The organism is Streptomyces ambofaciens ATCC 23877 (assembly GCF_001267885.1).
GTDB lineage: Bacteria > Actinomycetota > Actinomycetes > Streptomycetales > Streptomycetaceae > Streptomyces > Streptomyces ambofaciens.
Map to the genome: position 1 here is coordinate 3510900 of NZ_CP012382.1, position 21709 is coordinate 3532608.

A 21709-nucleotide genomic window follows, 5' to 3' on the forward strand; every position below is an offset into this window, starting at 1 on the left:
CCGTCCGGACGCAGAACGATCCGGCCATGACGACCAAGACACGTGTCACCCTGGCCTGCGCCCTGTCGGCCGCCGCGCTGCTCACCGGAGTCGCGGCCCCGGCCGCGACGGCCGCCCCCGCCGGTCACCACCACGGGCACCCCGGTCACTCCGCCCGCGCGATACCGTTCACCGCCGCCGAGGTGACCGCGCAGGACGACGGCACCTACGAGGTCACCTGGAAGGCCCCCGGCGTTCGCACGGTCGCCGTCCGCGCGAACGGCCGTACCGTCGCCACCGGCGGCTCGACCGGCAAGGTCACCGTGTCCGGGCTGCCCGCCGCCGACCGCCAGTGGTTCGACCTGGTCCCCGACCGGGGTGAGCGCCTGCGCCTCGCCGACCGGCTGATCGCGCTGGACGGCACGGTCAACTTCCGCGACGCGGGCGGCTACCGCACCGAGGACGGGCAGTGGGTGCGGATGGGCGCGGTCTACCGCACCGACTCCCTGGACCGCCTCACCGACGCCGACCTGGCGAAGCTGAAGCGGCTCGGCATCTCCGTCGACTACGACCTGCGCACCGCCTCCGAGCGCGCGTCGGCGCCCGACCGCGTCCCGGCCGGCGCGCGCTACGTCGTGGCGGACGTCCTCGGCGCCGACTCCCCCGTCTTCGCCCTGCCGACCACGGCGGCGGAGGCCGGGCAGATGATGATCGACGGCGAGAAGACGATGGTCAGCGGCGAGAACGCCAAGGCCGCATACTCCACCGTGTTCTCCGGCCTGGTGCGCGACGCCGACGGCGTCCTCTACCACTGCACCGCGGGCAAGGACCGCACCGGCTGGGCGAGCGCGGCCCTGCTCACCGCGCTCGGTGTGCCGCGCGAGACGGTCATGGCGGACTACCTCGCCTCCAACGAGTACCGCGCCGCGGCCAACGCCGCCGCCCTGGCCGCGATGCCCGCCGCACAGGCAGCGGTCTACAAGCCGATGCTCGACGTGCGTGCCGAGTACCTCAACTCCGGGTTCGCCGAGGTAGAGGACGCGTACGGGTCCTTCGCCCGGTACGAGAGGAAGGCGCTGGGACTGGACGCCCGCGAGGTGCGGCGGCTGAAGGCCGACCTCCTGGTTGGCTGACCGAGATCGACATGGGGAAGGGTGTGTCCATGACCACCAGCAGACACACTCTCTCCCTGGCCGCCACCGTCCTCACCGGCGTCCTGGCCCTCTACATCGCGCTCGTCGCCTTCGGGAACATCACCGACTTCGGGACCAACCAGCAGTTCGTGCGCCACGTGTTCGCGATGGACACGACCTTCAAGGACGACGACCTGATGTGGCGGGCGATCACGAACAAGGGCGTCCAGGACGCCGCGTACGTCGCGATCATCGTGTGGGAGACGGTGTCCGCGCTCGTGCTGCTCTGGGCGACCTGGCTGTGGATACGCCGCGACCACACCGCCGCGCGGCGCATGACCACGTACGGCACGCTCATGCTGATGCTGCTCTTCGGCGCCGGGTTCATCGCGATCGGCGGGGAGTGGTTCTCGATGTGGCAGTCGGCGGACTGGAACGGGCTGGACGCGGCGACGCGGGTGTTCCTGCTGAGCGGGGTCGTGCTGATCGTCGCGCACCTGCCGTTCCCGCAGGGCGAGGCGGAGGAGGCTAGGCGACCACGGTGACCGTCGTACCGGAGGTCCCGAACTCCCAGAGCGCGTCGCCGTCCGCCTTGGGCAGGCGTATGCCGCCCGTCTTGGTGCCGGCGGCCGACGGAGGGGGCGAGGAGCCGTCCACGGCGTTGGAGAAGGCGATCCAGACGCCGTCCTCCTGCACGAAGTACATGATCTGCTCGATCCTGACGCCGTCGGAGCCGGTCGTGGGCTCCTCGCGGCGGGTCCCGACGCTGTACTCGCCGGGGTCCGGATCGACCGTGCCGGGCCACACGGTGAAGGAGCGGCGGGTGGCGTCGCTGGCGTCCACCAGCCACACCCGGTCCTGGCCGACCGAGTAGACGATGCGCCGCCCGGTGCCGGAACCGTCCGGCACCCGGGCCGGTGCCGTCTCCTTCGGCGTCGGCTGCGCCGAGACCGAGGGGCGGGGCTTCGTGGCGGCGGCGGTGGGGTGGGGGCCCTGGTCCGCCTGCACGGCCAGGACGCTCACCGCCGCGATCGCCCCCACGGTCAGACCGGAGACCCAGGCCCATGAGGGAAGTCGGGCTGGCACGGGCACGCATCTCCTCAGCTACGAGAACCCCGACACACCGGGGGCCCGATCATCGTACTGCGGGCGGCCCGTGCCCCGGCCCGGGAGTCGCTCCGGTCAGTCCAGCACCGGCAGCAGCTCCGGCAGGTGCCCGTCGGACGCCGTCGCCGCCCGCTGCCGCTCCTGCGGTACCGGCCCGTACAGCGTGGTGCGGGGCCTCGCCGGGCGGCCCGCCGTCTCCGCGACGGCGATCAGGTCCTTCACCGACTTGTACGAGCCGTACGACGAGCCGGCCATGCGGGAGATCGTCTCCTCCATGAGCGTGCCGCCCAGGTCGTTGGCGCCGGAGCGGAGCATCTCCGCCGCACCCTCGGTGCCCAGTTTCACCCAGCTCGTCTGGATGTTGGGGATGTGCGGGTGCAGGAGGAGGCGGGCCATCGCCGTCACCGCGCGGTTGTCCCGCATCGAGGGGCCGGGCCGCGCGATGCCCGCCAGGTACACCGGCGCGTTGGTGTGGATGAACGGCAGCGTCACGAACTCCGTGAAGCCGCCCGTGCGCTGCTGGATGCCGGCGAGGGTGCGCAGGTGGCCCAGCCAGTGGCGGGGCTGGTCGACGTGGCCGTACATCATCGTGGAGCTGGAGCGGATGCCCAGCTCGTGGGCCGTCTCGACGACCTCGATCCAGGTCGCCGTCGGCAGCTTGCCCTTGGTGAGGATCCAGCGGACCTCGTCGTCGAGGATCTCCGCCGCCGTGCCGGGGATCGAGTCGAGCCCCGCCTCCTTGGCCGCGCTCAGCCACTCGCGGATCGACAGGCCGGTGCGGGTCGCGCCGTTGACGACCTCCATGGGCGAGAAGGCGTGCACGTGCATGCCGGGGACGCGCTCCTTGACCGCCTTCGCGATGTCGAAGTACGCCGTACCGGGCAGGTCAGGGTGGATGCCGCCCTGCATGCAGACCTCGACGGCGCCCACGTCCCAGGCCTGCTGGGCGCGGTCGGCGACCTGCTCCAGGGAGAGCGTGTACGCGTCGGCGTCCGTGCGGCGCTGGGCGAAGGCGCAGAAGCGGCAGCCGGTGTAGCAGACGTTGGTGAAGTTGATGTTGCGGGTGACGATGTACGTCACGTCGTCGCCGTTGACGGACTTCCGGACGTCGTCGGCGACCCGGCACAGGGCGTCCAGCGCCGGGCCGTCGGCGTGCAGCAGGGCGAGGGCCTCGTCGTCGGTCAGCCTCGTGGGGTCGTCGGCCGCCGTGGCCAGCGCCTGGCGCACGTCGGTGTCGATGCGCTCGGGTGCCATGCCGGGGGCGGCGGCCTCGCGCAGGGCACCCCAGTCGCCGTACACCTCGTCGAAGTCGTCGCGGCGGTCCGAGGTGCGGCCCTCGGTGTCGATCGTGGTGTGCAGGTCGGTGCGGCCGGAGGCGGTGAACACCTCGTCCGGCTCCTGCCACGGGTGCCCCTCGACCGTCGCGTCCTCGCGGGCCAGGCCGGTGGCGGGGTCGGCGAGGGCCGCCACGTGCGGGCGCAGCCGCGGGTCCAGCCAGGGCTCGCCGCGCCGGACGAACTCCGGGTACACGCAGAGGCGTTCGCGCAGCTCGAAGCCGGCCGTGCGGGACTTCTCGGCGAGTTCGTCGATCTGCGGCCAGGGACGCTCGGGGTTGACGTGGTCGATGGTGAGCGGGGAGACCCCGCCCCAGTCGTCGATGCCCGCGCCGATCAGCCGCTCGTACTCCGCGTCGACCAGGTTCGGGGGCGCCTGGAGGCAGGCCGACGGGCCCATGATGTGCCGGGCGACGGCCACCGTGGCGACCAGTTCGTCCAGCTCGGCGTCGGGCATGCCGCGCATCGCGGTGTCCGGCTTGGCGCGGAAGTTCTGGATGATGAGCTCCTGGACGCCGTGGTAGGCGCGGGAGACCTTGCGCAGCGCGAAGAGCGACTCGGCGCGCTCCTCGTAGGTCTCGCCGATGCCGATCAGGACGCCGGAGGTGAAGGGGACCGAGGAGCGGCCGGCGTCCTCCAGGACGCGCAGGCGCACCGCGGGCTCCTTGTCCGGGGAGCCGTGGTGGGGACCGCCGGGCTCGGACCACAGGCGGGTCGCGGTGGTCTCCAGCATCATGCCCATCGACGGGGCGACCGGCTTGAGGCGCTGGAAGTCCGTCCAGGTCAGGACGCCGGGGTTGAGGTGCGGCAGGAGGCCCGTCTCCTCCAGGATGCGGATCGAGACGGCGCGGACGTAGGCGATCGTGTCGTCGTAGCCGTGCGCGTCGAGCCACTCGCGCGCCTCGGGCCAGCGGTCCTCGGGCTTGTCGCCGAGGGTGATCAGCGCTTCCTTGCAGCCGAGGGCGGCGCCGCGCCGGGCGATGTCGAGCACCTCGTCGGGGGACATGAACATCCCGTGCCCCGCGCGGCGCAGCTTGCCGGGGACGGTGACGAAGGTGCAGTAGTGGCACTTGTCCCGGCACAGCCGGGTCAGGGGGATGAAGACGCTCTTCGAGTACGTGATGACGCCCGGGCGGCCCGCGGCCTCCAGGCCCGCGTCCCGGACGCGGGCGGCGGACGCGGTGAGGTCGGCGAGGTGCTCGCCGCGGGCCTGGAGCAGCACCGCGGCCTCGGACACGTCGAGGGCGACACCGTCCCGCGCGCGTTTGAGGGCGCGGCGCAGGGCGTTCTCGGTGGGGCCTGCCGGGCCGGTTCCGGGGGTCGCGGAAGTCGTCATCCTTCGAGCATACGAGCGGGGTGATCAGGACGCGGGGGCCCGTCCCGCCGCCCACCGGCCGCCCCGCCCCGGCGGGCACCCCCGGCCCACCCCGCGGTTTCCCGCTCTCCATCCCCCGAACCCCTTTCCTTGCACGGGAGTTCACGGCTCAATACGAGGGTTGCACGCACCACCCCGCACCACCCCGCACCACCCACGTCAGGTCACCCACGACACCCTGGGAGCAGCAGCATGTGCGAGGACGACCACACCGGGATCGGCAGGCGCGCGGTGTTCGTGACGGGAGCAGCGGCGGAGGACGGTGCGCGGCACCCTGCCCACCGGCTCCCCCGACTTCGTGTACGTCCCCGTCGACGTCCCGGCCGGCGTCCGGGAGATCCACGTCGCCTACACCTACGACCGCCCCGCCGTCCCGGCGGGCACCGCGGGCAACGCCCTGGACATCGGCCTCTTCGACGAGCGGGGCACCGACCTGGGCGGCCGGGGCTTCCGGGGCTGGTCGGGCGGGGCGCGCACGGAGTTCTTCGTCCGGGCGGACGAGGCGACCCCCGGATACGTGCCGGGGCCGGTGCGGCCGGGCAGGTGGCACATCGCGCTCGGCCCGTACACGGTGGCGCCGCAGGGACTGTCGTACGAGATCACCGTCACGCTGACCTACGGCGAGCAGGGCGAGGCCGTGCGGCCGGTGTATCCGCCCGAGCGTGCCAAGGGGCGGGGGCGGGCCTGGTACCGGGGCGACTGCCACCTGCACTCCGTGTACTCCGACGGCCGCTACACCCTCGCCGAGATCGCGGAGCTGGCGCGGGCGGCGGGGCTGGACTTCATCAACTCCTCCGAGCACAACACGCATGCGGCGCACGCGCACTGGGCGGAGGTGGCCGGTGACGACCTGCTGGTCCTGCTGGGCGAGGAGGTGACGACCCGCAACGGGCACGTCGTCGCCGTCGGCACCGACCCCGGCACCTTCGTCGACTGGCGCTACCGGGCCCGCGACAACCGCTTCGGCCGTTTCGCGCGCCAGATCCGCCGGGCCGGCGGCCTGGTCGTGCCGGCCCACCCGCACGCCACCTGCATCGGCTGCAACTGGAAGTTCGGCTTCGGGGAGGCGGACGCGGTCGAGGTGTGGAACGGGGCCTACACGCCCGACGACGAGGTGGCGCTGGCCGACTGGGACGGCATGCTGGTCGCCTCCGTGCGAGAGGGGCGGGACGGCGCAGGGGGCGGGGGTGGCAGGGGGTGGCTGCCGGCGATGGGCAGCAGCGACTCCCACCGCGCCCCGGACGTGATCGGCCGTCCGCAGACCGTCGTCCTCGCCGACGACCTGACCCGGGAGGCGATCCAGGAGGGCATCCGGGCGGGGCGTTCGTACGTCGCCGAGTCCTCGCGGATCTCGCTGGCCTTCACCGCCTCCGGCGGCCGGGGCGAGCACGCCGGCATCGGCGAACGGCTGCGCGTGGACGACGAGACCCCGGTCACCGTCCGGCTGGAGGCGACGGGTGCCCCACGCTGCACGGTCCGCCTCGTCACCGACCAGGGCGTGCTGTTCACCAGCGCCCCGCTGCCGGTGTCCGGCACCGGCACCGTGGAATGGCGGACGACGGCCTCCTACGCGGCGTACGTCCGCGCGGAACTGCGCCACGAGGCGGCCGCGGGCCCCCTGCCGGGGCCGCTGGCGGCCTTCACGAACCCGATCTTCCTGGGGCGATAGTCCCGGCTCACGGCCCGTCCAGGTCCACGACGACCGCCGCGTGGTCGGAGGGCCAGACACCGTCCACGGGGCCGTCACCGGCCCGCCGCGCGGCGCGGACCCGGCCGAGCCCGGCGGGACCCGGCGGCCCCACGTGGACGTGGTCGATCCGGGCTCCCGGCCCGGGCGGGCCCGGGATGTACGGGTTGGTGCCGTCCCACGTGGCGGACGGCGCCGCCGGGTCGGCGTGCTCCCAGGCGTCGCGCAGGGCGGCCCCCGCGGGCGTCGCCCGGGTGAGGAGCCGGACCTCGGCGGAGTCGGGGAGCGCGTTGAAGTCGCCGGTGACGACGGGCGGAAAGAAGCCGGTCCCGACGCGGTGACGGGCGACGAACTCCGCGAGCGCGGCGGCCTGCTCGCGGCGCACCGCGGCGGCGTGGGCGCCCGAGTTCAGGTGGGTGGTGAAGAAGGGGACCGGGTGGCCGGGGGCGTCCAGCAGGGCGTGGAACGCGAGGCGGCCGTCGTCGAACTCCTCCGGGGCGGGCAGCCGCAGCGCCGCCCACCGCGTCACCGGCCAGCGGCTGAGCACGGCGTTGCCGATGCCCACCGTGTCGTCCCCGATCCGCCGCTGCCACCGCCCGGGGGCCTCGGAGGCGGCGAAGGCGCAGTGCAGGCCGAGTTCGCCGGCCAGCCACTGAGCGAGGTTCGAGCCGTCGTCGGCGGCCCACACCTCCTGGAGGCCGACGACGTCCGGCCGCAGCTCCCTCAGCACGGCGAGGATCGCCTTCTGCCGGTCGGCCCAGGGCCCGAACCGCCACCACAGATTCCAGGTCACGACCCGCACGACCGCACCGCCCGTCTCTTGGCCCCGCCAGCTGCCTTCCCCTTCAGGTTTTCCGGGGAACATGGAGGCACACGAGACGGGAGCGTGAACACACGATGTCGAGATCGTCCAGCACCGGGGGGCCGCCCGGCGCCCCGAAGCCGCCCCACGGGGCGAAGCCGCCCTACGCCGAGCGGAAGTACCGGGCCGTCACGGCCGTCCAGCGCCGCCTCAACACCGTCCTGCGCCGGCTGCCGACCCAGACCCTGCTGGAGACCACCGGCCGCGTCTCCGGCCTCCCCCGCCGCACGCCGGTCGGCGGGCGCCGGGTGGGCGGCTCGTTCTGGCTGGTGTCGGAGTTCGGCGAGCGGTCCCAGTACGTCCGCAACATCCGGGCCGACCCGCGGGTGCGAGTGCGCGTCCGGGGCCGCTGGTACTCCGGGACCGCCCACGTCCTGCCCGACGACGACCCGGTGGCGCGGCTGCGGCGCCTCCCCCGGCTGAACAGCCTGGCGGTGCGGGCCATGGGGGTCGGACCGGGGCTGCTGACGGTACGGGTGGACCTGGAGGGGTGAGGGAGCAGGTGAGGGACCTGTGATCGGAGTCTCCCACGGCTGACGAGGTCGGCATGAACAAGGCAAACTGACGTAGTTGCTCAGGATGTCTAGGGGGACTGCATGGACGGTGTACCGCGGGTCCCGGAGCAGCGGCGGCCCGACCCGGCCGCGCTGCGCTTCGGTGTGCTCGGGCCGGTGCGCGCCTGGCGCGGTGACGAGCCGCTGGCCACCGGCTCCCCGCAGCAGCGCGCCCTTCTGGCCGCCCTGCTGCTCCGCGAGGGCCGTACGGCCACGGCCGCCGAGCTGATCGACGCCCTGTGGGGCGAGGAACCGCCGTCGCAGGCACTGGCGGCGGTGCGGACGTACGCGTCCCGGCTGCGGAAGATCCTGGACCCCGGCGTCCTGGTGAGCGAGTCGGGCGGCTACGCGGTGCGGGGCCTGGACGACGGGGCGTCGGACCTCGCGCAGGCCCAGGACCTGGCCGCCGCGGCGGAGAAGGCGCGCGGCGCCGGGGATCTGTGCCACGCCCGGGACGTGCTGCGCCGCGCGCTGGCGCTGTGGGACGGCGAGGTGCTGGCCGGCGTACCGGGCCCCTACGCCGAGGCCCAGCGCGTCCGCCTGGAGGAGTGGCGGCTCCAACTCCTCGAGACCCGCCTCGACATGGACCTGGAGCAGGGCTGCCACGCGGAGGCGGTCTCGGAGCTGACGGCGCTCACGGCGGCACACCCCCTGCGGGAGCGCCTGCGCGAGCTCCTGATGCTGGCCCTCTACCGCAGCGGACGCCAGGCCGAGGCCCTCGCCGTCTACGCGGACACGCGGCGCCTGCTCGCCGACGAGCTGGGCGTCGACCCGCGCCCCGGCCTCCAGGAACTCCAGGCGCGCATCCTCCGGGCCGACCCGGGCCTGGCCGAGCCGTCGGCGCCGGCCGCGGAGACGTCGGTGGCCCCGGTCCGCCCGGCCCAGCTCCCCGCGACGGTGCCCGACTTCACCGGACGCGCCTCCTTCGTCCGCGAGCTGAGCGGCGTACTGGCCTCGGCCTCCGGGCACGGGGCGGCGGGCCCGGTGATGGCGGTCTCGGCGCTGGCCGGCATCGGCGGCGTCGGCAAGACCACCCTCGCGGTGCACGTCGCCCACCAGGCGCGGGCCGCCTTCCCCGACGGGCAGCTCTACGTCGACCTCCAGGGGGCGGGCGGGCGCTCGGCGGAGCCGGAAACGGTACTGGGCTCCTTCCTGCGCGCCCTCGGCACGGCCGACTCCGCCGTCCCCGACTCCCTCGCGGAACGGGCCGCCCTCTACCGCTCCGTCCTGGACGGCCGCCGCGTCCTCGTCCTCCTCGACAACGCCCGGGACGCCGCCCAGGTACGCCCGCTGCTGCCCGGCACGGAGGGCTGCGCGGCGCTGGTGACCTCGCGGGTGCGGATGGTGGACCTCGCCGGGGCGCACCTGGTCGACCTGGACGTGATGTCGCCGGACGAGGCGCTGGCGCTCTTCACGAGGATCGTGGGCGAGGAGCGGGTGTCCTCGGAGCGGGAGTCGGCCCTGGACGTGGTCGGGGCGTGCGGTTTCCTGCCCCTGGCCATCCGCATCGCCGCGTCCCGGCTGGCGGCCCGCCGCACCTGGACGGTGTCCGTCCTCGCCGCGAAGCTGGCCGACGAACGGCGCCGCCTGGACGAACTCCAGGCCGGCGACCTGGCCGTCAAGGCCACCTTCGAACTGGGCTACGGCCAGCTGGAACCGGCCCAGGCCCGCGCCTTCCGCCTCCTGGGTCTGGCCGACGGCCCGGACATCTCCCTGGCCGCCGCGGCGGCGGTGCTGGACCTGCCCGCCGAGGACACGGAGGAACTGCTGGAGTCCCTGGTGGACACCTCGCTGCTGGAGTCGGCGGCACCGGGCCGCTACCGGCTGCACGACCTGGTCCGCCTCTACGCGCGTGCGTGCGCCGAGCGGGACGAGCATCCGCCGAGCGAGCGGGGGGCCGCGCTGTCGCGGCTGCTGGACTTCTACCTGGCCACGGCGGCGGCGGTCTACGCGATCGAGCGGCCCGGGGACCGGCTGGTGGACGGCCTGGAGCCGACGGCGTACCCGGGGCTCACCTTCACCGAGGGCCCGGCGGCGCTGGACTGGCTGTACAGCGAGGCGTCGCCCCTGCTGGCCTGCGTGCGGCAGTCCGCCGGGACGGACCGGCTGCGGCGGGCGGTGGACCTGCTGTGGGCGGCGAAAGACCTGGCGGAGTCCGGCGCCGACTCGCGCCAGTACGAGACGACCGCCAGGGCGATGTGCGACGCCACGGAAGCCGCCGGCGACCGGCGCGCGCAGGGCAGGGCCCGGACCACCCTCACCAACGTCCTTCTGGTCTCCGGCCGTATCCAGCAGGCCGCCGAGCAGGCGGAGACGGCCATGTCACTGGCGGAGGTCGAGCGGGACTCGACCGCCGTCAGCTGGGTCGCCAACGACCGGGGACTGATCTCGCTGCACCAGGGCCGGTACGCGGACGGCAGGATCTTCCTGGAGCAGGCCATCGAGGGGTACCGCGCGGCCGACAACCGCGCCGGCGAAGCCCTCAGCCTGTGCAACCTGTCCCGCGCCCACCTGGGGATGGGCAACACCGCGAAGGCGGTGGCCATCGCGCACCGCGGGCTGACCGCCCAGCTCGACATCGGCAGGACGATGCGCCTGGCCAACGGGCACTTCACCCTCGGCATCGCGCTGACCGCGGCCGACCGCCACGGTGAGGCCCTGGACCAGTTCGCCGACGCCCTGCGGATCTTCGAGAGCCACCGGCAGCGCCTCTGGCAGGGGACGACCAACTTCCGCATCGCCGAGGTCCATCTGGCCGCCCACCGCCCGGCGCAGGCCGCCCGGCACGCGGAACAGGCCCTGGCACTGGGCTGCATCGGCGGCGACCGGATGCGGGGCAACGTGCTGACGCTCCTGGGGCGTTCGCTGACCGGGCTGGGACAGGTCGACCGGGCGAAGGCCTGCTGGCAGGAGGCCCTCAGCCTCTTCCAGCAGTGCGGCGCCCCGCAGGCCGCCGAGGTGCAGGCCCTCCTCGCACCCGTGACCGCCGCCTGAACGGGCCCCGGTCGGCAGGCCGGTGGGGGCGTTCAGCGTTCGTTTATCGCCCTCCGGCAGTGTCGTACCCGTCACACCGTCGCGTCGGGGGGCAGACGGGGTGGCCGGGAGCCCGGGAAGTATCGTGCGGCTCCTGACGCCCGTCCGGCGGCCCACGGGGGAGCCACCGGGCGGGCGTTGCCCACTCGCCGACTTCGCGACGAAGGACACAGACATGAGCGACCAGATCAAGGACGCGGCGGCCACGCCGCAGGACAACGCGATGCCCACGCCGCCGGCGAAGGACGAGACCGTCACCACGCTCGACAACGCCATGCCCAGCGGGCCCGCGCGGGACGCGATCACGACGATGGACAACGCCATGCCGGCCCCGCCCGCCCTGGACCGGGACGGCAAGTAGACCTTCCGTCACACGGGGATCGGCCGCGGCGGCGCGGAGGGGAGCCGCCGCGGCCGACGTGTGTCCCGAGCCTCCGTCGGCCCGCACGGCCTCACGCCGTGCGGGCCGTCCCCGTTCCCTTCTCCGCGTCCAGCGCGTACACGCAGCGGTCCTTGCTGCACGCGTAGACGATGCCGTCGCGGACCACCGGGGAGCCGGTGATCTCGCCGCCGGTCGCGAGCTTCCAGCGCAGGCGGCCGTCGTCGGCCTTCAGGGTGTAGAGCAGGTGGTCCGTGGAGCCGAAGTGGATCCGGCCCTCCGCGACCGCGGGGGCGCCCACGATGTCGCCGCCCGCCTGGAAGCGCCACTTGGGAGTCCCCGTCACCGCGTCCAGGGTATAGAGGCCCTTGCCGCTGCCCACGTGGACATGGCCGGCGGCGACCAGGACCGGGTCGGTCGAGGAGCGTGCCTCGGTCGCGATCCGCCAGCGGTCGCGGCCGTCGGTGGCGTCGAGAGCGTAGACGGTGCCCAGGTAGTCGGCCAGGTAGACCCCGCCGCCGGTCACCGCCGGTCCCGGCACGAAGGCCGGCGGGGCGAGGAAGACCGCCGGGGCCTCGAAGTGCCAGCGGACGTGGCCGGACGTGACCTCCAGGGCGAGGACCCGGGTGCCGGCCGAGACGTAGACGTAGCCGTCGGGGGCGGGGGCGACGCGGACCGGGACCCCGCCGCAGGAGGCGGCGTCGCCGATCGGGTACGACCATCTCTCGTCGCCGGTACGGGCGTCCAGGGCGCGCAGCCGGGCGTCCTGCCAGACGTACACCGTGCCGTCGTGGACGGCGGCGCCCGCCTCCGGGGACTCGAAGTCGCTCTGGCAGCCGGTGATCTCCCACAGCTTCTGGCCGCTCGAAGCCTCCCAGGCCTGGACGCCGCCGCCGCGGGTGGCGGTGACGACCGTGCCCCGGTCGGCCTGGAGGGAGTACACCCAGGCGTCGGTCTGGACCCGCCACAGGTCGCCGCCCTCACGGGCGTCCAGGGCGAAGAGGGTCGGGCCGTCGGAGGCGTGGATACGGCCGTCCGCGACCGCCATCGACCAGGCGACGTCCCGGGTCTTGAAGCGGCGGCGCCCGGTGGCCACGTCCAGGGCGTGCACCTCGAAGGAGGTGACGTAGACGAGGTCCCCGGCGACGGACGGGGTGCCCCAGACGTCGTTGGACATGCGGAAGCGCCACGGCCGCCAGCCGGCCGGTGACGCCTCGGGGGGTGCGGCGGGGGCGGGCGGCGCCGCCGGTACGGCCGGGTCGGCGCCGTTCACGCCGGGGCGGGCCCGCGACCAGGACGCGGCGAGGGCGGACTCCGGCGGGGGTGCCGCCACGGCGGCGGCGCGCATGTCGGCGACGCGCGGGCCGGGGCCGATGGGCACCGCGGCGCCGGCCAGCCGGACCGGGCCGGCGTCGGGGGCGCCGGCCGGGGCGGGCACCGGCGGGGCGTGCACGGGCGGCGCCGGGACGACCGGGTCGTGGGAGGGCGGGGGCGGCAGCGGCGGCGCCGGTACCGCGGGATGGGCACCGGCCGGGCCGCGGCCACCGGCCGTGGTGGCGAGCTTGGCCGAGGTGCGTCCGCCCCGGCGGTGCTCGATCAGGCCCACCGCCCGCTCCGGCAGCCACGCCGACGCCGTACCGCTGTCGTCGGAACCGGAGCCGAACAGGTGCGGGGCGAGCTGCGACTGGAGGTCGGCAGGGTTGGGACGGGCCGTGGCCTCCATCTGCATACAGGACTCGATGAGCGGACGCAGCTCGTCCGGCAGGCCCTCCAGGTCGGGGCCCTCGCGCAGCAGCATGAAGACCGTCTCGACCGGGTTGGCGCCGTGGAAGGGCGGGTGCCCGGTGGCGGCGAAGACCAGCATCGAGCCGAGCGAGAACACGTCGCTGGCGCCGGTGACGCTGCGGGAGTCCTTCGCCTGCTCGGGCGACATGTAGGCGGGGGTGCCGACGGCCACGTTCGTCATCGTCAGGCGGGTGTTCGAGACGCCGGACGCGATGCCGAAGTCGATCACCCGGGGCCCGTCCTCGACGACGAGGACGTTGGAGGGCTTCAGGTCGCGGTGGACGAGTCCGGCGCCGTGGATCGACTGGAGCGCCTCCGCGACGCCCGCCGCCAGCCAGCGCACCGCCTGGGCCGGGAGCGGCCCGCACTCGTTCACTATCTCCTCGAGGGAGGGTGCGGGGACGTACGCGGTGGCCAGCCACGGGACGGCCGCGCGCGGGTCGGCGTCCACCACGGCCGCCGTGTAGAAGCCGGAGACCGCGCGGGCGGCCTCCACCTCGCGCGTGAAGCGGACGCGGAAGAGCTGGTCCTCCGCCAGCTCCGTCCGGACCGTCTTGATCGCCACGCGCCGGCCGGACGCCGAGCGCGCGAGATAGACCAGCCCCATGCCGCCGGCGCCGAGCCGCCCCAGCACCTCGAACGGCCCGATCCGCCGCGGATCGTGCTGCGTCAGCTGATCCACCACTTGCCTGCCACCTCCCCGTACGGGCCGCGCCATCCACATATGTACGCGACCGAAGTGCAGCGTCTCACCACCGCACCTCCGTGGCGCCACGCACCCCGATTCTTCCTGTCCGGAGCGCTGGTGGCGAACCTGAGGACAATCAGGGTGTCTCACCCCATCCCGGGCAGGCGGACGTGGTACGCGCGGTGCCGTTCAGCGTTGCAGCAGCGCGAACGACGCCCCCTGGTCGTCCGAGACCACGGCCACCCCGCCGTACGACGTCTCGAACGGCGGGACGCGCACCCGTCCGCCGAGCCGGGTCACCGTGCCGAGCGCGGCCTCGGCGTCCTCGACCAGGAAGTGGACGAGGAAGTGCGGCGGCATCTCGGCCGCGAAGACGTCGGTGACCGGGGCGCGGCCGAAGTCGGGCGAGGCCTCCGGGCCGAAGAGGGCGTCGTGGAACAGGTCGCCGTAGAAGACGTTGGCCGCCTCGGTGTCCCGGGTGTACAGCTCGGCCCAGGCGAAGGCGCCCGGCACGCGCCGGCGTCCGAAGCCGGTGTGGCCGTCCGGCTGCCAGAGGGCGAAGACGGCGCCCTCGGGGTCGGCGGCGAGGGCGGTGGTGCCCAGGGTGCCGAGCGGGTGGGGCGGGGTGACGATCTGGCCTCCGCCCGCCCGGATCCGCCCGGCCAGCGCGCGGGCGTCCGGGGTGTGGAAGTACACGGACCACACGGTGGGCATCCGTCCGTCCGTCTTGCGGACCAGCGCGGCGACGGGCTCGCCGTCCAGCCGGGCCCACACGAAGCCCTCCCCCGCCTCCCCGGCCGTTCCGGTCCTCCCGGCGTCGTCGGCTTCCCCGGCTTCCCCGGCGTCATGGAAGGTCCATCCGAAGAGTTCGCCGTAGAAGCGCCTGCCCGCCTCGACGTCGGAGAGCTGCGCGTCCACCCAGCAGGGGACGCCCTCCCGCGGTACGGAGGGAGACGGCGACGAGTCGCTGGATGTCCGCTTCGCGGATGCCCCGTTTTCGGCCATGCCGTCAAAGTAACCGCGCGGCCCGCACCGCACAGACCAGGCACACCAGCCTCTCCGCGCCCGCGCACCCCATTTGCAGTCGGCCGAATCGCGCTCAGATCACCCGTCGGTAAGCTGACGGCATGACAGGACAAGTGCGTACCGTCGACGGCCGCGTGGCCGGTCGACGTGGGCAGGCGACCCGGCAGAAACTGCTCGACTGCCTCAGCGAAATGCTCAGCTCCTCCCCCTATCGCGATGTCAAAGTCATCGATGTCGCCCGCAAGGCGGGCACCTCGCCCGCCACCTTCTACCAGTACTTCCCGGACGTCGAAGGCGCCGTCCTGGAGATCGCCGAGCACATGGCCGCCGACAGCGCCGGACTGGCCGAGTCGACGGCCGGACGCTCGTGGGTCGGCAAGGCCGGCTGGCAGACGGCGCAGGAACTCGTCGACGGATTCCTGGAGTTCTGGCGGAAGAACGACGCCATTCTCCGGGTCGTCGATCTGGGTGCCGCGGAGGGCGACAAACGGTTCTCCAAGATCCGTATGAAGATCCTGAACTCGGTGAACTCCTCCCTCGCGGATTCCGTCGCCGAACTGCAGGCCAAGGGAAAGATCGACAAGGATGTGAACCCCGCGGCGATCGCCGGTTCCCTGGTCGTCATGCTCGCGGCCGCCGCCTCGCACCAGAAGGGATTCTCCTCCTGGGGCGTCAAGCAGGCGGAACTGAAGCCCACCCTGGCCCTGTTGCTGCACCTGGGCGTCACGGGCAAGAAGCCCGCCAAGTAGCACGCCGGGCGGTCGCGCGGCGCCCCGTCCTGTCATCCTCGCCGCGCCCGCGCCCCACCCGCACCCGCGCCCCACCCGCACCCGCGCCCCACCGCATCCACGCCCCACCACCCTCGCGCCCCACCGCGCCTTCCCGGCCCCGCGCTACGCGGGCAGCGGCCGGTCCCGCACCACGTGCTTCATCACCAGCGTCGACGTCAGGCGCTGCACTCCGGGCAGAGTGGCGAGCCGCTCGTCGTAGAGCCGCTGGTAGGCGGCCAGGTCGGCGGCGACCACACGCAGCAGGTAGTCCGGTTCCCCGAACAGCCGCTGTGCCTCCAGCACCTCCCCGACCTCGCTGACCGCGTGCTCGAACTCGGCGACCGTGTCCCGGTCCTCCTGCCGCATGGACACGAAGACCAGCGCCTCGAAGTTCAGGCCCACGGCGGCCGGCTCCACCACCGCCCGGTAGCCGCCGATCGCCCCCGACCGCTCCAGCTCGCGCAGCCGCCGGTGACACGGCGAGACGCTCAGCCGCACCCGCGCGGCCAGCTCGGTCACGGTCAGCCGCCCGTCCTGCTGCAACTCGGCAAGAATCTTCCGGTCCATGTCGTCCATGAAGAAAATTCTTCCACTGAAGAGGCCCTGGCGAGGGAAATACGGAAACACCTTTGGGGCATGTGCGCCTAATCTTCCCGTCATGGACTCGGGACTCCTCCTCTCCTTCGTCGCTCTGGACCTCCTGCTGGTGTGCGTGCCGGGCGCGGACTGGGCGTACGCCATCGCGGCCGGACTGCGCGACCGGTCGGTCGCGTGGGCGGTGGGTGGTCTGGTCACCGGGTACGCGCTGCACACCCTGCTGGCGGCGGCCGGACTGGCGGTCCTGGTGGCCGGGTCGCCGGGCCTGCTCACGGTGCTGACGGTGGTGGGCGCGGTGTACCTGGTGTGGCTGGGGTGGGGGGTGCTGCGCCGGCCCGGTACTCCGGGGGCCGCCGAGGACGGCCCGGCCCGGGCCGACGGCGGCTCCCGGACCCGGGACTTCCTGCGCGGCGCCACGATCAGCGGGCTCAACCCCAAGGGCCTGCTGCTCTACCTCTCCGTGCTGCCGCAGTTCCTGGTCACCCGGGGTGCGCACCTGCCGGTGCCCGTGCAGACTGTCGTCCTGGGGCTGCTGCACATGGCGTGCTGTGCCGCCGTCTACCTGACGGTCGGCCTCGCCGCGCGTGCCGTCCTCGGCGCCCGTCCGGCCGCGGCCCGCGCGGTCACGCGCACGTCGGGCGCCGCGATGCTGGGCATCGGTGCGTTCCTGCTGGTGCAGCGGCTGGCGACGTCCTGATCCCCGGCGGGGCCCGTCAGGGGGAACAGCCGCCCGCCCGGCCGGTGTTGTGCCCGGTGACCGACACCCTTGCCCGCCGCACCCCCTGGAGGAGACCGCGATGGCCCTGACCCGCGAAGAGCGTGAGAAGTTCCTGGCCGAACCCCACATCGCCGCACTCGCGGTCGACGCGGGGACGGGCCGGGCCCCGCTGACCGTGCCGATCTGGTACCAGTACGAGCCCGGCGGCGACGTGTGGATCATGACCGGGCTCGACAGCCGCAAGAACGAACTGATCAAGGTGGCGGGACGGTTCTCCCTGATGGTCGACCGACTGGAGCCCACCATCCGGTACGTGTCGGTGGAGGGTCCGGTCGTCGAGACGGTCGCCGCCACGGAGGAGCAGCTGCGGGAGATGAGCGCCCGCTACCTCCCGGCCGAGAAGGTCGAGGGGTACGTCGCCTTCTCCTCCGCCAACCACGGCGAGCAGGTCGTCGTCCGCATGCGGCCCGAGCGCTGGGTCTCCTCCGACCTCGGTTCGGTGTAGGGCCGTACGCGCGCGGGAGCGGGGCGCGTGACAATCGGGGCATGGAAGGAACCGATCTCCACGAGTCGCTGAGGTCGCTGCGGGTGTGGGACGCGGCGGTCACCGAGCTGCCGCCCTTCGACCCGGACACCGCGCCCGGCGAGCCCCTGCCCCTGTTCGCCCGGTGGTTCGCCGACGCGGTGGCGGCCGGCCAGACCGAGCCGCACACGGTGTCGCTGGCGACGGCGGACGCGGACGGCCTGCCGGACGTGCGGGTGGTGATGCTGCACGGCGCGGACGCGGAGGGCTGGTCCTTCGCCACGCACGCCGGCAGCCGCAAGGGCCGGCACCTCGCCGCCCGCCCGTACGCGGCGCTCGTCTTCTACTGGCCGGTGCTGGGACGCCAGGTGCGCCTGCGCGGTCCGGTCGCCGTCGCTCCGGCCGAGGAGGCGCAGGCCGATCTGCACGCGCGGTCGGCCGGCGCCCTGGCCGCCGCCCTCACCGGGCGGCAGAGCGAGGAGCTGGACTCGGCGGACGAGCTGGCCCGCGCCTCGCAGGCGGCCTGGGACCGGGCCGGCCGGGAACCGGACGCCGCCGTCCCGTCCTGGACGCTGTACCGGCTGCTCCCCGACGAGGTGGAGTTCTTCCAGGGCGACGCCCGCCGCCGCCACGTCCGGCTCGCCTACCGGCGCACGGCGGACGGGGGCTGGGGCACGCGCCTGCTGTGGCCCTGAGCGGGCTCCGCGGCGGGGCACCGGCACCGGGCCGCCCGCCCCGCCGTCGCGCACCGCCCGCCACCGCCACCGGCACCGCCGCCGACGCCGCCCGCGCTCACCGCCCGCGCGGCGTCGGCGGCTCCTCGTCCGTGGCCAGCCGGGCGTGCAGGTGCGCGTCGCGGAACGTGTCGTGCCGGCCGGCCTCGAACATCGCCCCGCGCAGCGTGCCCTCGTAGGCGTACCCGCCGCGTCCGGCGATCCGGCAGGAGGCCTCGTGCTCCACCGCGTGGCCCAGTTCCAGGCGGTGCAGGCCGAGTTCGGCGAAGGCCCAGCGCGAGGCGAGGAGCAGGGCACGGGTGGCCACGCCCCGGCCGCGGGCCTCGGGCAGCACCCAGTAGCCGATCCGGGCCAGCTTCAGCGGCAGGTTGATCTCGTTCACCCCGATGTGGCCCAGCGCCGCACCGCTCTCCTCGTCCGTGATCCGGAACGACGCCGACCGGCCCTCCCGGGCGTCCCTGGCCCGTCCGCGCAGCGACTCGCGGGCACCCTCGAGGTCGGTCCACAGCGTGAGCGGGGTGTTCCAGCGCTGGAACTCCGCGTCCAGGAAGCCGCGCAGCCAGGTCTCCGCGTCGGCGTCGGAGCCGGCGTCCCAGGACCGGAGGTGCAGGCCGTGTCCGCGGGGTTCGGTGAGGGACGGGTCTACGGTGAGCATGCGTGAAGGGGCCATCGACCCATTCAATCCGACCTCCGGGCGCGCCCGGAGGGGGGCCGTGACCGTTCCGCAACCGATTCCGGTCTTGACCGAGACCCATCAACCGGAGCCTTGATTACGCTCGCGGCATGGCCGACTCCACAGCGTCCGCTGAACCGCAGCCCGCCCACCCCGCGGACCGCCCCGTCTACGTCATCGGCGCCGGTCCCGGTGGCCTCGCCGCCGCCTACGCGCTGCGGGCCCGCGGCATACGGGCCGTCGTCCTGGAACGGGACGACCGGGTCGGCGCCTCCTGGCGGCGCCACTACGACCGGCTGCGCCTGCACACCACCCGCCGCCTGTCGGCGCTGCCCGGCCTGCCGATGCCGCGCCGCTTCGGACGGTGGGTGTCCCGGGACGACGTGGTGCGGTACCTGGAGAAGTACGCCGAGCACCACAAGCTGGAGATCGTCACCGGCGTCGAGGTCTTCCGCGTCGAGCGCGCGCCCGACGGCGCCGGCTGGCTGCTGCACGCCTCCGGGGGCCGCGAACTGACCGGCGCCGCGGTCGTCGTCGCCACCGGCTACAACCACACCCCGCGCCTGCCGCAGTGGCCCGGCCGGGACACGTACACCGGCGAGTTCCGGCACGCCGCCGAGTACCGCGACGCGGCCCCCTACACCGGCCGGGACGTGCTGGTCGTCGGCATCGGCAACACCGGCGCCGAGATCGCCGTGGACCTGGTGGAGGGCGGGGCGGCCCGGGTGCGGCTGGCGGTGCGCACCCCACCGCACATCGTGCGGCGCTCGACCGCCGGGTGGCCCGCCCAGTACAACGGCGTCCTCGTGCGGCGGCTGCCGGCCCGCCTGGTCGACCGGCTGGCCCGGCCGCTGGCCAGGATCAGCACACCGGACCTGTCGGCACACGGGCTGCCGCGCCCGGACACCGGCCTCCTCACCCGGGCCGCCGAGGGCGCGATCCCGGTGCAGGACGTCGGCCTGATCGACGCGGTGCGCGGCGGCCGGGTGGAGATCGTGGCCGCCCTGGACGGCTTCGAGGACGGCAAGGCGGTCCTCGCCGACGGCACCCGTGTCGCGCCCGACGCGGTGATCGCCGCCACCGGCTACCTCCGCGGGCTGGAGGGGCTGGTCGGCCATCTCGGCGTCCTCGACGCACGGGGCAGACCGGTCGTCCACGGCCCGCGCACCCCGGCCGACGCCCCCGGCCTGTACTTCACCGGCTTCACCAACCCGATCAGCGGCATGCTCCGCGAGCTGGCCCGCGACGCGGAGCGGATCGCCAGGGCGGTCGCGCGCGGGGACGGGGTCCGGGCGTCCCGGCTGCCGGGCTGAACCCCGGCCGCGCCGGCGTCCGCGGACGCGTGAGGGGACCCGCGCCGGGGCTCACGACAGGGCGGCCACCGGTTCCGTCCGCCGGCGGATGACCAGCGCCATCAGCGCCGCCGCCGCGCACAGGGCGCCCGAGGCGACCCAGACCACGTCGTAGGAGCCGAACCGGTCGCGGGCGACGCCGCCGAGGAAGGCCACGAGGGCGGCGCCGACCTGGTGGGAGGCGAGGACCCAACCGAAGACGATCGCGCTGTCCTCGCCGTACTGCTCGCGGCACAGGGCGAGGGTGGGCGGGACGGTGGCGACCCAGTCGAGTCCGTAGAAGACGATGAAGAAGAGCATCGGCGGGTGGACGCTCGGCCCGAGCAGCAGGGGGAGGAAGAGGAGGGAGACGCCGCGCAGGGCGTAGTAGACGGCGAGCAGGCGGCGCGGTTCGAAGCGGTCGGTGAACCAGCCGGAGGCGATGGTGCCGACCACGTCGAAGACGCCGATGACGGCGAGCAGCGAGGCGGCGGTCGTCAGCGGCATGTGGTGGTCGTGCGCGGCGGGGATGAAGTGGGTCTGGATCAGGCCGTTGGTGGAGGCGCCGCAGATCGCGAAGGTGCCGGCGAGCAGCCAGAAGGGGCCGGTGCGGGCGGCGGAGAAGAGGACCCTGAGCGCGCGGCGGGCGGCACCCGGGACGGGAGCCGGCTTGGGGACGAACTCCGTGGCGCCGTAGGGCTTCTGGCCGACGTCGGCGGGGTGGTCGTGCAGGAGGAGCCAGACGAAGGGGACGACGGCGAGGGCGGCCAGGGCGACCGTGACGGCCGCGGGGCGCCACGCGTACGTCTCGACGATCCAGGACAGCAACGGCAGGAAGACCAGCTGTCCGGAGGCGGAGGCGGCGGTGAGGACGCCGGTGACCAGGCCGCGCCGTTCGGTGAACCAGCGGTTGGTGACGGTGGCCGCGAAGGCCAGAGCCATCGAGCCGGAGCCGAGACCGACCAGCAGGCCCCAGCAGAGGATGAGCTGCCAGGCCGACTCCATCCAGACCGTCGCGCCCGAGCCGAGCGCGATGACGGTCAGGGCGACGGCGACCACCCGGCGGATGCCGAAGCGGTCCATGAGCGCGGCGGCGAAGGGGGCCGTCAGACCGTAGAGCGCGAGGTTGACGGAGACGGCGGCACCGATCGTGCCGCGCGACCAGCCGAAGTCGTCCTGGAGCGGGTCGATGAGGATGCCGGGCAGCGAGCGGAAGGCGGCGGCACCGATGATCGTCACGAAGGTGACGGCGGCGACCCACCAGGCGCGGTGGACCCGGGCACGACGGCGCGGTCGGGCGGGCTCCGGCTGGTGTGCGGCCGCCGCTGCGGCGGCGTCGGTTGTCTGGGTCACGTCATAGAGCTTCCGATGTGCCGCCCATCCGATCGAGTGGCCCGGAGGACATGGTTCGCTAGGATCGG

Annotated in this window: 18 protein-coding genes and 1 pseudogene; 11 read left to right on the forward strand and 8 right to left on the reverse strand. The window is 74.2% G+C overall.

Going from position 1 to position 21709, the window contains the following annotated elements:
• Nucleotides 1-26 precede the first annotated feature (26 nt).
• Entirely contained in the window at nt 27-1112 is a 1086-nt protein-coding gene (locus SAM23877_RS15555; protein ID WP_053132749.1) for a tyrosine-protein phosphatase, read from the forward strand.
• A gap of 29 nt (nt 1113-1141) precedes the next feature.
• Nucleotides 1142-1657, forward strand: coding sequence for a DUF2165 domain-containing protein (locus SAM23877_RS15560; RefSeq protein ID WP_053142526.1), 516 nt, complete (start codon nt 1142-1144; stop codon nt 1655-1657).
• Here SAM23877_RS15560 and SAM23877_RS15565 read toward each other — a convergent pair.
• Nucleotides 1641-2198, reverse strand: a complete 558-nt coding sequence (locus tag SAM23877_RS15565; protein ID WP_162492105.1) for a hypothetical protein — start codon at nt 2196-2198, stop codon at nt 1641-1643. The genes SAM23877_RS15560 and SAM23877_RS15565 overlap by 17 nt on opposite strands.
• A 96-nt stretch (nt 2199-2294) precedes the next feature.
• Entirely contained in the window at nt 2295-4889 is a 2595-nt protein-coding gene (locus SAM23877_RS15570; protein WP_053132752.1) for a bifunctional FO biosynthesis protein CofGH, read from the reverse strand.
• A 231-nt stretch (nt 4890-5120) separates the two neighbouring features.
• Here SAM23877_RS15570 and SAM23877_RS15575 point away from each other — a divergent pair.
• Nucleotides 5121-6597, forward strand: a pseudogene (locus SAM23877_RS15575) (CehA/McbA family metallohydrolase).
• A 7-nt stretch (nt 6598-6604) separates the two neighbouring features.
• Here the strand turns inward: SAM23877_RS15575 and SAM23877_RS15580 are convergent.
• Nucleotides 6605-7417, reverse strand: a complete 813-nt coding sequence (locus SAM23877_RS15580; RefSeq protein ID WP_244902947.1) for an endonuclease/exonuclease/phosphatase family protein — start codon at nt 7415-7417, stop codon at nt 6605-6607.
• A 95-nt stretch (nt 7418-7512) separates the two neighbouring features.
• Here SAM23877_RS15580 and SAM23877_RS15585 point away from each other — a divergent pair, with 95 nt between their 5' ends.
• The 3 genes from SAM23877_RS15585 (at nt 7513) to afsS (ending at nt 11425) form a co-directional block, all read left to right on the forward strand.
• Nucleotides 7513-7971, forward strand: a complete 459-nt coding sequence (locus tag SAM23877_RS15585; RefSeq protein WP_053132763.1) for a nitroreductase/quinone reductase family protein — start codon at nt 7513-7515, stop codon at nt 7969-7971.
• Nucleotides 7972-8073: 102 nt separating this feature from the next.
• Nucleotides 8074-11025, forward strand: coding sequence for an SARP-family global regulator AfsR (afsR, locus tag SAM23877_RS15590; RefSeq protein ID WP_053132765.1), 2952 nt, complete (start codon nt 8074-8076; stop codon nt 11023-11025).
• A gap of 214 nt (nt 11026-11239) precedes the next feature.
• On the forward strand, nt 11240-11425 hold the full coding sequence (gene afsS, locus SAM23877_RS15595; RefSeq protein ID WP_053132770.1) for a regulatory protein AfsS: 186 nt from the start codon (nt 11240-11242) through the stop codon (nt 11423-11425).
• A 91-nt stretch (nt 11426-11516) separates the two neighbouring features.
• Here afsS and afsK read toward each other — a convergent pair whose 3' ends face one another.
• Both afsK and kbpA read right to left on the reverse strand, forming a co-directional pair.
• Complete coding sequence (gene afsK / locus SAM23877_RS15600) at nt 11517-13913, reverse strand: protein serine/threonine kinase AfsK (RefSeq protein ID WP_053132773.1); 2397 nt, start codon at nt 13911-13913, stop codon at nt 11517-11519.
• Nucleotides 13914-14105: 192 nt separating this feature from the next.
• Nucleotides 14106-14921 carry an AfsK-binding protein KbpA gene (gene kbpA / locus SAM23877_RS15605; protein ID WP_063796781.1) on the reverse strand — a complete coding sequence of 272 codons (816 nt, stop codon included), beginning with the start codon at nt 14919-14921 and terminating at the stop codon, nt 14106-14108.
• Nucleotides 14922-15055: 134 nt separating this feature from the next.
• Here kbpA and SAM23877_RS15610 point away from each other — a divergent pair, with 134 nt between their 5' ends.
• Complete coding sequence (locus tag SAM23877_RS15610; protein WP_053132778.1) at nt 15056-15691, forward strand: TetR family transcriptional regulator; 636 nt, start codon at nt 15056-15058, stop codon at nt 15689-15691.
• A 144-nt stretch (nt 15692-15835) separates the two neighbouring features.
• On the opposite strand, the gene SAM23877_RS15615 is transcribed toward SAM23877_RS15610, so the two are convergent.
• Nucleotides 15836-16288 (reverse strand): Lrp/AsnC family transcriptional regulator, encoded by a 453-nt coding sequence (locus SAM23877_RS15615; RefSeq protein WP_053132781.1) that lies wholly within the window; start codon nt 16286-16288, stop codon nt 15836-15838.
• Between the two features lie 82 nt (nt 16289-16370).
• Here SAM23877_RS15615 and SAM23877_RS15620 point away from each other — a divergent pair, with 82 nt between their 5' ends.
• The 3 genes from SAM23877_RS15620 (at nt 16371) to SAM23877_RS15630 (ending at nt 18245) form a co-directional block, all read left to right on the forward strand.
• Nucleotides 16371-17006 (forward strand): LysE family translocator, encoded by a 636-nt coding sequence (locus SAM23877_RS15620; protein ID WP_053132784.1) that lies wholly within the window; start codon nt 16371-16373, stop codon nt 17004-17006.
• Nucleotides 17007-17106: 100 nt separating this feature from the next.
• Nucleotides 17107-17532 (forward strand): pyridoxamine 5'-phosphate oxidase family protein, encoded by a 426-nt coding sequence (locus SAM23877_RS15625; protein WP_053132787.1) that lies wholly within the window; start codon nt 17107-17109, stop codon nt 17530-17532.
• Nucleotides 17533-17573: 41 nt separating this feature from the next.
• On the forward strand, nt 17574-18245 hold the full coding sequence (locus tag SAM23877_RS15630) for a pyridoxine/pyridoxamine 5'-phosphate oxidase (protein ID WP_053132789.1): 672 nt from the start codon (nt 17574-17576) through the stop codon (nt 18243-18245).
• Nucleotides 18246-18342: 97 nt separating this feature from the next.
• Here SAM23877_RS15630 and SAM23877_RS15635 read toward each other — a convergent pair whose 3' ends face one another.
• Nucleotides 18343-18954, reverse strand: a complete 612-nt coding sequence (locus SAM23877_RS15635) for a GNAT family N-acetyltransferase (RefSeq protein ID WP_079030229.1) — start codon at nt 18952-18954, stop codon at nt 18343-18345.
• 113 nt (nt 18955-19067) lie between these two features.
• Here SAM23877_RS15635 and SAM23877_RS15640 point away from each other — a divergent pair, with 113 nt between their 5' ends.
• Complete coding sequence (locus tag SAM23877_RS15640; RefSeq protein WP_053132794.1) at nt 19068-20270, forward strand: flavin-containing monooxygenase; 1203 nt, start codon at nt 19068-19070, stop codon at nt 20268-20270.
• A 51-nt stretch (nt 20271-20321) separates the two neighbouring features.
• Here SAM23877_RS15640 and SAM23877_RS15645 read toward each other — a convergent pair whose 3' ends face one another.
• Nucleotides 20322-21641 (reverse strand): MFS transporter, encoded by a 1320-nt coding sequence (locus SAM23877_RS15645; protein WP_053132797.1) that lies wholly within the window; start codon nt 21639-21641, stop codon nt 20322-20324.
• Nucleotides 21642-21709 lie beyond the last annotated feature (68 nt).

What these genes read in the sequence shown, in the direction of transcription:
- SAM23877_RS15555 (WP_053132749.1), top strand. Translation starts at nt 27, where the DNA reads ATGACGACCAAGACACGTGTCACCCTGGCCTGCGCCCTGTCGGCCGCC.
- SAM23877_RS15560 (WP_053142526.1), top strand. Translation starts at nt 1,142, where the DNA reads ATGACCACCAGCAGACACACTCTCTCCCTGGCCGCCACCGTCCTCACC.
- SAM23877_RS15570 (WP_053132752.1), bottom strand. Translation starts at nt 4,889, where the DNA reads ATGACGACTTCCGCGACCCCCGGAACCGGCCCGGCAGGCCCCACCGAG.
- SAM23877_RS15585 (WP_053132763.1), top strand. Translation starts at nt 7,513, where the DNA reads ATGTCGAGATCGTCCAGCACCGGGGGGCCGCCCGGCGCCCCGAAGCCG.
- afsR (WP_053132765.1), top strand. Translation starts at nt 8,074, where the DNA reads ATGGACGGTGTACCGCGGGTCCCGGAGCAGCGGCGGCCCGACCCGGCC.
- afsS (WP_053132770.1), top strand. Translation starts at nt 11,240, where the DNA reads ATGAGCGACCAGATCAAGGACGCGGCGGCCACGCCGCAGGACAACGCG.
- kbpA (WP_063796781.1), bottom strand. Translation starts at nt 14,921, where the DNA reads ATGGCCGAAAACGGGGCATCCGCGAAGCGGACATCCAGCGACTCGTCG.
- SAM23877_RS15615 (WP_053132781.1), bottom strand. Translation starts at nt 16,288, where the DNA reads ATGGACGACATGGACCGGAAGATTCTTGCCGAGTTGCAGCAGGACGGG.
- SAM23877_RS15620 (WP_053132784.1), top strand. Translation starts at nt 16,371, where the DNA reads ATGGACTCGGGACTCCTCCTCTCCTTCGTCGCTCTGGACCTCCTGCTG.
- SAM23877_RS15625 (WP_053132787.1), top strand. Translation starts at nt 17,107, where the DNA reads ATGGCCCTGACCCGCGAAGAGCGTGAGAAGTTCCTGGCCGAACCCCAC.
- SAM23877_RS15630 (WP_053132789.1), top strand. Translation starts at nt 17,574, where the DNA reads ATGGAAGGAACCGATCTCCACGAGTCGCTGAGGTCGCTGCGGGTGTGG.
- SAM23877_RS15635 (WP_079030229.1), bottom strand. Translation starts at nt 18,954, where the DNA reads ATGGCCCCTTCACGCATGCTCACCGTAGACCCGTCCCTCACCGAACCC.
- SAM23877_RS15640 (WP_053132794.1), top strand. Translation starts at nt 19,068, where the DNA reads ATGGCCGACTCCACAGCGTCCGCTGAACCGCAGCCCGCCCACCCCGCG.